Source organism: Streptomyces sp. NPDC057307, assembly GCF_042667665.1.
Taxonomy (GTDB): domain Bacteria; phylum Actinomycetota; class Actinomycetes; order Streptomycetales; family Streptomycetaceae; genus Streptomyces.
On the sequence record NZ_JBHUZM010000215.1, the window covers coordinates 1 to 9,251 of the forward strand.

The 9,251-nt window shown below is 62.6% G+C and carries 11 protein-coding genes; 4 read left to right on the forward strand and 7 right to left on the reverse strand.

All coding sequences use genetic code 11. The features are described from left to right. Positions 1–102: 102 nt before the first annotated feature. From ACFUN8_RS35805 to ACFUN8_RS35815, 3 genes are all read right to left on the reverse strand, one after another. Entirely contained in the window at positions 103–951 is an 849-nt protein-coding gene (locus ACFUN8_RS35805) for a siderophore-interacting protein (protein WP_383647196.1), read from the reverse strand. A 273-nt stretch (positions 952–1,224) separates the two neighbouring features. After that, entirely contained in the window at positions 1,225–1,431 is a 207-nt protein-coding gene (locus tag ACFUN8_RS35810) for a hypothetical protein (RefSeq protein WP_383647198.1), read from the reverse strand. 614 nt (positions 1,432–2,045) lie between these two features. Then, the gene (locus tag ACFUN8_RS35815) at positions 2,046–2,372 is read right to left on the reverse strand and encodes a hypothetical protein (protein WP_383647200.1); all 327 of its coding nucleotides are present in this window, start codon (positions 2,370–2,372) and stop codon (positions 2,046–2,048) included. A gap of 149 nt (positions 2,373–2,521) precedes the next feature. Here ACFUN8_RS35815 and ACFUN8_RS35820 point away from each other — a divergent pair, with 149 nt between their 5' ends. Beyond that, positions 2,522–3,715, forward strand: a complete 1,194-nt coding sequence (locus tag ACFUN8_RS35820; protein WP_383647201.1) for a helix-turn-helix domain-containing protein — start codon at positions 2,522–2,524, stop codon at positions 3,713–3,715. A gap of 40 nt (positions 3,716–3,755) precedes the next feature. On the opposite strand, the gene ACFUN8_RS35825 is transcribed toward ACFUN8_RS35820, so the two are convergent. The 4 genes from ACFUN8_RS35825 to ACFUN8_RS35840 form a co-directional block, all read right to left on the reverse strand. Next, positions 3,756–4,427: a WhiB family transcriptional regulator gene (locus tag ACFUN8_RS35825; RefSeq protein ID WP_383647204.1), complete on the reverse strand. Its 672-nt coding sequence runs from the start codon at positions 4,425–4,427 to the stop codon at positions 3,756–3,758. Beyond that, positions 4,424–4,558 (reverse strand): hypothetical protein, encoded by a 135-nt coding sequence (locus ACFUN8_RS35830; protein ID WP_383647206.1) that lies wholly within the window; start codon positions 4,556–4,558, stop codon positions 4,424–4,426. The genes ACFUN8_RS35825 and ACFUN8_RS35830 overlap by 4 nt, the downstream gene beginning before the upstream one ends. Before the next feature lie 38 nt (positions 4,559–4,596). Continuing rightward, positions 4,597–4,743: a hypothetical protein gene (locus ACFUN8_RS35835; protein ID WP_383647208.1), complete on the reverse strand. Its 147-nt coding sequence runs from the start codon at positions 4,741–4,743 to the stop codon at positions 4,597–4,599. Between the two features lie 244 nt (positions 4,744–4,987). Next, positions 4,988–7,195, reverse strand: coding sequence for a bifunctional DNA primase/polymerase (locus ACFUN8_RS35840; RefSeq protein ID WP_383647209.1), 2,208 nt, complete (start codon positions 7,193–7,195; stop codon positions 4,988–4,990). A 672-nt stretch (positions 7,196–7,867) separates the two neighbouring features. Between ACFUN8_RS35840 and ACFUN8_RS35845 the strand changes: the two genes are divergently transcribed. From ACFUN8_RS35845 to ACFUN8_RS35855, 3 genes are read left to right on the forward strand one after another with little or no spacing between them, the layout of a single operon-like run. Beyond that, positions 7,868–8,308 carry a histone-like nucleoid-structuring protein Lsr2 gene (locus ACFUN8_RS35845; protein WP_383647212.1) on the forward strand — a complete coding sequence of 147 codons (441 nt, stop codon included), beginning with the start codon at positions 7,868–7,870 and terminating at the stop codon, positions 8,306–8,308. A 12-nt stretch (positions 8,309–8,320) separates the two neighbouring features. Next, positions 8,321–8,623, forward strand: a complete 303-nt coding sequence (locus tag ACFUN8_RS35850) for a hypothetical protein (protein ID WP_383647214.1) — start codon at positions 8,321–8,323, stop codon at positions 8,621–8,623. 46 nt (positions 8,624–8,669) lie between these two features. Continuing rightward, positions 8,670–8,897: a hypothetical protein gene (locus ACFUN8_RS35855; protein ID WP_383647217.1), complete on the forward strand. Its 228-nt coding sequence runs from the start codon at positions 8,670–8,672 to the stop codon at positions 8,895–8,897. Positions 8,898–9,251: the final 354 nt, after the last annotated feature.

The window sequence follows — 9,251 nt, forward strand, 5'->3', positions numbered from 1 at the left end:
GGGACTACGGTCCGCCCGGCGACCGACGGCGACGACGGCAGCCCGCCGATCGGCGCCCGCCCGGCAACCGAGGCCAGGGCGACCGAGAACGGACGCCGGAGGTCAGGCCGTCGAGCCGTCCTCCTGCTCGCGCTCCACCTGCTCGTTCCACTCGCGCTTGACCGCACGCCACGCCTCGTCGTCCTGGCCCAGCCGCCAGTAGCCCGAGATCGACAGCCGCTCACGCGGGATCTGCCGGTCGTGCCGCAGGTGGCGGCGCAGCTCCTTCACGAAACCGGCCTCGCCGTGCACGAAGGCGTGCACGTCGCCGGCGGGGAAGTCCAGCGCCCGTACGGCGGCGACCAGTGCCTCGCCGACCGGCCGGCTCCCGCGGTGCAGCCAGACCACCTCGGCGCCGGCGGGGGCGGCGATCTTCTGCTCCTCGTCGGCCCCTTCGACCTCGATGAACACATAGATCCTGGAGTCCTCGGGAGCCTGCTCGACCGACGCGGCGATCGCGGGCAGCGCGCTCTCGTCTCCGACGAACAGATGCCAGTCGGCGGCCGGGTCGGGGGCGTACGACCCGCCGGGGCCGAGGAACAGCACCGTCTCGCCGGGCCGCGCGGCGGCCGCCCAAGGCCCCGCCAGACCCTCGTCGCCGTGCACCACGAAGTCGATCGTGATCTCCCCGGCGGCCCGGTTCCACTCGCGCACCGTGTACGTACGGGTCGCGGGCCACTGCTCGCGCGGGAAGTCCTCGCGGACGCGGTCCATGTCGAACGGCTCGGGATAGCTGACGCCCTCGGGGGCGAAGAGCAGCTTGACGTAATGGTCGGTGAACTCGCCCGCTTCGAGCCCGGCGGGTCCGTCGCCGCCGAGAACCAGGCGCACCATGTGCGGCGTGATGCGCTGGCTGCGCACCACCCGTGCCTCGTGGACCTTCGGTGACTTGCGGGCCTGCTGTGCTGCCACGGCGTTTCCCCTGACTGTTGCGGCACACGACCGCGGCTCTGCGGTCGTGCAATGCTTAGGTTTACCTAACGTCAAGCCTACCGGGGCCGTCCAGGTAGTCCGTGAGAGTCGCTGAAGTGCAGGTCAGAGCCTCAACGTCCGTGCTCTCACCGGCAGTCCGTGAGATGCACGTGAGATGCACAGGGCGTTGGCGCCTGAGACGTCAGAAGGGCCGGGGAGGTCTCCCCGGCCCTTCTCGTGCTCCTCGGCCGTCTGAGGGCCGTACAGGGCTTCCTAGCCCGTACGGACCGCCTCACGCAGTCGCGCCCAGTCAACTTCGTTCAAGTCGTTCGTGCTCACGCTGAAGGCCAGCTCGGAGCGTGCCCAGTGCGACCACGTCTCCAGGTTGGTCCGGCGCCCTGCCTCGTGCTTCGCCTCGTCCCGCAGTCCGCCATCCGACTCCAAGAGGAGCTGCGCGGCGCGGTCGGTGTAGTCGGTCATGGGGCAAAAATACCCGTAGCGCGAGTGCTGCCGCATCGGTTCGGAGGTAGAGGGAGAGGGCGCTTCTGGGACAGCAGAACGCCCCCGCTGTCGGAGCGGGGGCGTTCACTGGCCGGCGCCTTTGGGCTGGGGAGCGTCGACCAGGGTCTAGGGGGTCAGAGTCGACCGGTGAATGCCAGCCACGGGATGGCGGTCACGATGCCAACGCCCACCAGCATTGCCAGCGACCAGAGCATCCGGCCAAGGGTGCGTTCGATCATCGCGGACCCCATCCGATTGCGTCGCGGAGCGCTTGAACCTTCGACAGAAGCTTGTCGGCGACCCCGCAGTACGCGTACGACGTCCCGCAGTCAGGGCATCTCCCTGCGTGGTCCAGATAGGCGTTCCATGCCTTCTCTTCCTGGCTTTCAAGCTCCTGGACGACGCTCATTCGGTGGCCCCCAGAGCCCGCTTAGCGGCTGCGTTGGTGGCTGCGATGTTGGCGCCCGTGCCACAGATCACGCCAGGCGTCCGGCACGGGACACACCGCATCTGGTGGGTTTCCAGGTCACGCTCCGACCGGTCCACGGCAGCCCGGAGAGCGAGGCTTTCGTTCGACCCAAGCTCGGGGGCGCTCATGCGTCCACCTGAACCAGTTCACGGGCTTCGCGCCACTCGTCCAGCAACTCATTCCCGCGCCTGCATTCGACCCCGACTGCCCGGCACCCGCAGACCTCAAGGTGTGCCATGTACCGGCCGTGCGCTTCGGTCTCGCAGTACGTCAGGAAGGCCCCCACGCTCATCCTCACGACGACCGTGATGCGGGCATCCATGGCGCCCTGTGCCATCACAGGGAGACCCTGACGCTGGAAGTCGGCCCGGAGATCCAGCGCCTTCGCGATCTCCGCTTTTGCTCGTTTGCTGAGCACGGTTTCCGCTCGTGCTGTGCGGCTAAGGTTCATGTGTCGTCTGCTCCTCGGTGAGCGTCGGCCATGCCCCCGGACCGCCGTGACGCGGTTGCGGGGGTCTTGCGTCTGGCAATGACGCTTCCGTGACAGCAAGTCCCTGCACAGCGGCCCCGAGTAGTCCTCTTCTAGGCCACACTGAGGAGATGCACGGTGAATCTGTGGCCCACATGATCAAGCGGCTACGGCAGTCCAAGAAGTGGACTCAGCCGAAGTTGGCCCGTGAGATGTGCCGTGCGGCTGGTGTGCCTGAGGGCTCACTTACAGCTCAGGACATCTACCGGTACGAGAAGGGCAAGCGCACTCCGCGCGACTGGCTGCCCGCTCTCGCCATAGCTCTTGACGTGCCGATCTCCGAGTTCGAAGCGGCCCTTGCACCGCAGGAACCCCAACCGAAAACGGTCGCCGACTTCCTGCCCGAGGGAGACCCGCTCGAACAGCTCACGACGCGACGGGGCAAGCGGGTCGGGATGCTGGACGTCACGGATCTCGCTGGACGCATCCACGGCCTACGCCTGGCCGATGACGTGATGGCCGGGGGAGACCTCATTGCGCCCGCTCTCCGGGAGCTTCGCTCTGCGGTGAAGCTCTTCCGGGAGGGCAGCCACACCGAGGAGATCGGGCGCGCGCTGCTCTCGCAGATCGGTGAGTTGTCACAGATCGCGGGTTGGATCGCTGCGGACGCCGGACAGCAGGCTGAGGCAGAACGTATCTACCAACTCGGTCTGAGTGCGGCGAAGCAGGCTGACGACGTGACTGGGGTCGGGAATCTGGCCGGCTCACTGGCCTACATGTGGAGCAACAACGGCCAGGCGGAGAAGGCTGTTGACTTGGCGCGTGCAGGGCTGTCGGACGACGCACCACCAAAGGCCCGTGCTCTGCACTGGGACCGCGTGGCATGGGCGCACACACAGGCTGAGCAAGCCACGCCGGCTATCGCCGCACTCGGAGAAGCGCGCGAGGCACTGACCGAGGATCAGGGGGACAACCCCCCGTTCCTCTACTGGGTGTCGCAAGACGAACTGACCGTGATGGAAGCGCGGGTGTACACGGAGCTTCACCGGCCGCTCAGAGCCGTTCCGATCCTTACCAAGGTGCTCGACCGGTACGACCCCACACGCACGCGAGAACTCGCTCTGTACCTCTCGTGGCTGGCAGTCGCGTACGTTGATGCCAATGAGCCGGAAGAGGCCGCAGCGACCGCAGCACGGGTCATTTCGATGTCTGCTGACATCTCCAGTGACCGCACGGCGGAACGGGTCAAGGTTGTCGTGGAGCGGTTGCGGGAGTACGACGACGTACCCGAAGTGCGAGAGGTGCTAGACAGCGTCGCAGCGTAGGCATGCGAAAGGGCCCCAACCTCACGGATGGGGCCCTTCTCTATGCTCGGGGTCGAACTTGCCTCTCCTTGAGGGGCACTAACTCTTTCCCTTTGCTCTTCTGCATGTAGTGAGCCACACAGAGCCCGTAGGACTGCGCCTTGCGCTCGCAGCCCTCGAAAGAACAGAGGACTTCTGCGGCATCCTTCTTCTTTTCGAGAGCTTCCGCGTCTTCTTTGGTCCAGGGCTTCAGACGGCTACGGTGCCAACGATTTGTTTTCCTGTCTGTCTCGTACGGGTTCCCCATGGTGGCGAGACGATCGTAATCATGGGCCAAGGAGGCATAGGCAGGCGCCTGGTTCCTTCCTGTACGGATCCCTTCATTGAGTCCCCCGAAGATCCCGTCACCCTCCTTGGCGGTAGTCGCTGCCTTTAAGCATAAGAGGCGAATAGGGCACTCGTTGAAGCAGACATCGGTAGCTCTTGCTGCGGGTTGGGTCCAGGATGGTGCGAACCAGTCGTCATAATCCATCTCGCCTGTCTCGCATAACTCGGCACAGCGAGCCTCTTTGGTCCACTTGCTGCCTAAGCTGTCCGCTACTCGGTCTGCCTTTCCATACTCAAGTTCTAAATCCTCTTCCAAGCTAAGTCGCCTCTTGTCCTTGCTGAATAAATTGGTGAGGTCTTCCTCGGGCTCGATCTCCTCGGGCCAGTCATAATCAATGTCGGTCATCGGGCGCCCCCTGAGAGGACCGTGGCCAGAAGGTGCGCCATCATCTCAATCTCTTCAGGGGTGAGGTCGCCCGGTAAATGGTTCTCCAGTACGGCCTCGGCATCTTGCCTATATAAGTCGTTCTCGTTCATGCTGCTGTGTCTCCTGTCTGCCCTCCGGTGTGTGTTGGTTACGCGAGATCGCCCTTAGCGCGGTGCATGTCCTCGTGGGCCTGGATACCCTTTGCGCCGTACTGATCGGCACTCCAGATGTTGCCCCCGAAGACGCTCTTCGTCGGGTTGCAGATGACGCAGACCTGGACGAATTCCCCGTCCATGAAGGTGGGAGTAGTTGCGTAGGTTGGGCGTGTGTTGCTGTCCATCGAGTACTCCGTGTGTGTGTTAGTGCAGTGGTGTTTCTCCTTGGGTCGCCTTATCCCGGCTCTATCCTTGGTACTAATCCCATTTTACAGGATGATGATCATGCCGTGAGAGCCTAGTCGAAGGACTGGAAAGACATGTGCCGGCTCTCGGAAACGGGTAGGGAGACCGCCCACCTTCGTAGGCGGTCCCTGTGCTGGCTCACTCCCAAGAAGGGGCAGTCAGCTTGTATCGGACGGTCGGCTTTCCACCCTTGGGGGTGGTTCCGCTCATCCCATGGTCGACGCATACCTGACCCTTGTGTTCCAGACGTTCGAGACCGACACCGAAAGCACTCTGAGAAACGGCGATACCCGTTCCGGTGCCCTGGTACCACGTATAGATCTCTCGGGCGTTCGCGGACTTGTCCAGGGTTTCGAGAGCACGGATGACCTGGCTTTCGATGTACTCCAGACGCTTGTTACCGGAAAGGTTCCCCTTCTCGGTTGCCTCATCCTCCAGCTTGGTAAGGGTCTTCTGACCCTGCACGCGGGACGCAGTGACGGTTAGCTTGCCGTTGGGGTCAGACTCGTACGTGATGTACGCGGCGGTCTTGTTGATCTCCCCGGCACCGCAAGGGTTGTCCTTGCGGAGAACCAATTCAGAGAGTCCGGTCTGACCCTTGGCAGGGGTCTTCCTGGACTTGATTTCGTACAAGGCACCCTGAGTCGCATCGAACTTGCGCTTAGACCCTGACTGCCTCTCCGTGTTCTCGTGTCCGATGTGGTCGACGTAGACAGCAGCGGCCCCGTGTCGGGTGAACGGCGCAAGGTAGGTGCTGAATGCCGAGTCCGTGCCGCCGGGGTCATTCGGGTTGAGCCCGAGGGACCCAATGGCAGGGGTAAGAGCGTCCAGCGTGACGAGAGTTGTCCGGCTCAGAACCTCGGGGGTGATGTGCTTCTCATAGTCAGCCACGGAGCGAAGAACAGTGAAGCTGTTCCGAATGGCGTCGAGTTCGGCGCCGTTCTGGACGAGACGCAGGACGATTCGCTTGGTCGAGTTGTTGTCGAACTCCCAGTGAATCACCGCGTTTCCGGAGTTCAGCTCTCGGGCCTGGACGGATGCGAGATAGATGGACTTTCCCGCACCGCCTCCACCGTAGATACCGTTGATCAATCCCGCGTAGAACAGACCGTGTTCGTCATCGGCCACGAAACCGACCTCGGGGAACTCGTCGGCATCCCCGGCAAGGATTGCGTCCAGCGCATCCCCGACGCTCTGATCCTCTAAGCCCTTAGCTTGCTCCGCAGCGAATAGCGCTTTGGCCTCGGTCTCAGCACGCATAAAGGCAAGCTTCTCAGCCACCATTTGGTCATGCCGTGCCTGAGCAGAACTGACAGGAGTATCAACAGCGGCCTCGGATGATGTGGGCTTCAGGCTGAGACCGCACCAGCAACTCGTCTCGGGATCTCCGGACTTCTTGGCTACGGACCCCTCGATCAGACGGCGCCATTCGGCATTGTGTAGATCCTCGTCTGAGTCCCTTGTGGCGGAGACGGAGATGAATACCCCATAGAGTTCCTGTAAGGCCGTTACAGCCCCACTGTGGCCTTCATGAGCTAGGTGAATAAGGCTGTCCGTACCCTTGAGTGCAGCGTGGTGGACGTCCAGGCCGTAGGAGTGGCGGTTAAGGATGTAGTCCTTGGCCTTGACCAACTGAGCAGCCATTTCTAGGCATGGCTCGCCCTCAGCCTCAGCACGGGACACAAGCCAGTCGCTTACCTCGGTCCATGCCATGTCCTTTCGAGCGGGACGGGCGAGACGACGAACACCACCTGTGATCTTCTTGACCGCAGCGTCAGGGAGGACAAATACGATGTCCTCGGGAGACGGAATGCAGTCAGATGGAGTGCTGACTACTCCGGGCTTGAACCACTCATACTGTCGGCCCGTATCCGGGTGAATGCTGGGGAAGACGACAGCGTGACGGTGGCCGTATCGGATAATTTCGATATCCGCATCCAACTTGCTTGGCCATTCAAGCCCCTTGGGGACTCGGACTAAGCGCTGTCCACGAGAGCGAGGGTTCTCACGGCTGGACGAGATCCAGCACTGTGCATCGACTTCGTTGCAGTCGACCCCGAGGGAATCCCAGAATTCGAACCACTGCGTGTACCCCTCCTTATCCTTCTCCTTGTCGGTGTCGACGTCGAAGAGGATGAACTCGCTGTCGGCGACAAGGGCTAGCGTGATGTTGTATTCGGGCTTCTGTCGAGCCCACTGGTTGTACTGCTCTGCGGTCGCAATGGCTGTGGAGTAGCCAGTGAACCCCACGGGTAGATCCTGGCTCTTTCCCTTGACGGGAAGGATGTTGAAGTCATCTGTCCATCCGGCCTGGATGTATAAGCTCTGGGCTTCGGGATATAACATGGCGTGTAACCTCTTTCGTGGTGAATCGCCAATGGTTAGCGAGTGTTTGTTTTGGAGTTTGGTAGCTGTAGCTCTCGACCGAGGATGACGCACATAAGCTCTCCATCCGAGATCTCAAGCTCTCGCGCCCTCTTACGGATCGCATCTGCGAGCCACCTTTCACAGCGAAAAGTCTTGCTCACGGTTTTAGCCATGGGGGTTCTCCCTGAGGTTTGTCTTACATGTTTGGGCGTAAAAGATGCCCAGCGATGAGCTGGGTTCTGGGGTGTTTCCTTAATTCTCCCACGGAGTCAGAATCCCGTGAGAGGCAGCGCGTTTGGAGTGTCCGACGCTGATTGGGGAGGGAGTGAACCCCCGTGCTTACATCACGGGGGTTCTGTCATCCCCTAGTAGAAAGGAACCGAGGTGGGTCACTGCGGGTGTCCGCCCACTACCGACCTCTTGATATCTATTATCGCATGGCCCTGGATTCCCATATGCGGCTAGTCGTCAACCGTAGTTGACAGGCTTTGAAGGGCTCTAATCGGGGCCCTGCTCCTGATATCTTCAGCGCACGGCTAGAGGGCAGGGGAGATACAGAGCATGGCGACGAAAGCGACTCCGGTCACCGAGGCGGAGAAGGGGCAGCCCGGAGTCCGTGAGACGACGACGTTCGTGGAGGGGTTCGGAGACGTGACGGTGTTCGTGCGCGTCGAGCTGGTGGACGACGTCGACCCGTCGCTGACCGAGGACGTCCAGACCGTGCGGCTTCTGGTGCCCGACGAAGACGACGTAGAAGGCGAGCGGTACCTGACGTACGAGACGCGTGAGGTCGACCTGAGCCGGCCCAGTCTCGCGAGGCTGATGGAAGCGCTCGAACCCTTTGCGTCGGTCTCCCGCGCGGTCGCTGAGCCCGCTCCTGTGTCGTCTGGTGCTCAGGTCTCCCGGAAGCGTGCCGAGGTCGCACGGGGCAACCTGAGGCGTTCGACCAACCCGGAGCGCACGGCCTGGACCAGGCGCGCGAAAGCGTGGCTGAGGGCTCAGGGGCACGACATCCCCGACAAGGGCCGCGTGAAGGCCGACTTGGCAGCCCAGTACGAAGCGGCACATCCCAACGACCCTCAGCCGAGCTGACCGGAGGATGCAGTGAGCCACTACCCGGACGCCCGGAAGCACCTTGGAGAAGACATTGCTTCGGAGTACGGCCGTGCCTACGCGGTCGTACTCGGGAACATGGTGGGCTTGCGTCTTCGGGCAGCCAACTTCCCCAAGACGAAGCAGAAGTCATTGCTGGCGGAGACAGCGGGCATGCGCCGTGCGCTGCTGATCATCTTGGGAGTTGACGGAGAACTCTCGGAAGAGAACGCAAGCGCTGTGGTCAAGCTTCACGTCACGCAATGGGAAGCGGCGACGGCCGAGGACGAGGAAGCGATGGAGTCGGCGAGCTAGCCGGCGCTGCTGCATGTGACGGGTCGACCTCGGGCAGGGTGGTCTCATGTCGAATCCTGAGATGGTGCCCGTGCCGGACATCAGCCCCAACACCCGCGTGGCCATGGGCGAATGGCTGGCCGATCCGACCCCGCCCGACCGACTGCTGACCGAGGGCGAGATCAAGGTGCTCGTGGTCTTAGCCACGACTGCCGGGGGGATGGTGCCGGACCTCAAGCCGTACGCCGATGATGTCCTGGCCCGACTGGTCGCGAAGGTCGAGGACTGGACTTGAGCCTGAGCCCCTGGACGCCGTTGTACGGACGCGTGAGCGCGTGGTGGCCCCGTTGGGCCCCGAACGGCTCAGAGGCTCACACGTCCGTATCCTGAGGCTTCCGGGGGCGGGTGGAAGCGCTTGACTGGCCCCGGACATCAGACAGCCCCGGTTGTGTGGCAACCGGGGCTTCTGTGCGTCTGTGCCGGGTGGAACTTGAGGAAGGAGCGACGCTCCTTCGCGCTCTCTTCCCGACACATAAAACTTGAGGGCCTGACGCAGGGGTGGGGCAACTTATACGCGTCAAGGCGCTACCTTGGTCGTGGGGGGGGGGGGATAGAAAACACAACACCCCCAAAAAGACAAAATAGACAA

Bases quoted from the DNA above. Each gene is read 5' to 3' on its own strand.
- ACFUN8_RS35855 (WP_383647217.1), top strand. From the start codon at position 8,670: ATGTCGAATCCTGAGATGGTGCCCGTGCCGGACATCAGCCCCAACACC.
- ACFUN8_RS35835 (WP_383647208.1), bottom strand. From the start codon at position 4,743: ATGGACGGGGAATTCGTCCAGGTCTGCGTCATCTGCAACCCGACGAAG.
- ACFUN8_RS35840 (WP_383647209.1), bottom strand. From the start codon at position 7,195: ATGTTATATCCCGAAGCCCAGAGCTTATACATCCAGGCCGGATGGACA.
- ACFUN8_RS35820 (WP_383647201.1), top strand. From the start codon at position 2,522: ATGCACGGTGAATCTGTGGCCCACATGATCAAGCGGCTACGGCAGTCC.
- ACFUN8_RS35815 (WP_383647200.1), bottom strand. From the start codon at position 2,372: ATGAACCTTAGCCGCACAGCACGAGCGGAAACCGTGCTCAGCAAACGA.
- ACFUN8_RS35830 (WP_383647206.1), bottom strand. From the start codon at position 4,558: ATGAACGAGAACGACTTATATAGGCAAGATGCCGAGGCCGTACTGGAG.
- ACFUN8_RS35825 (WP_383647204.1), bottom strand. From the start codon at position 4,427: ATGACCGACATTGATTATGACTGGCCCGAGGAGATCGAGCCCGAGGAA.
- ACFUN8_RS35810 (WP_383647198.1), bottom strand. From the start codon at position 1,431: ATGACCGACTACACCGACCGCGCCGCGCAGCTCCTCTTGGAGTCGGAT.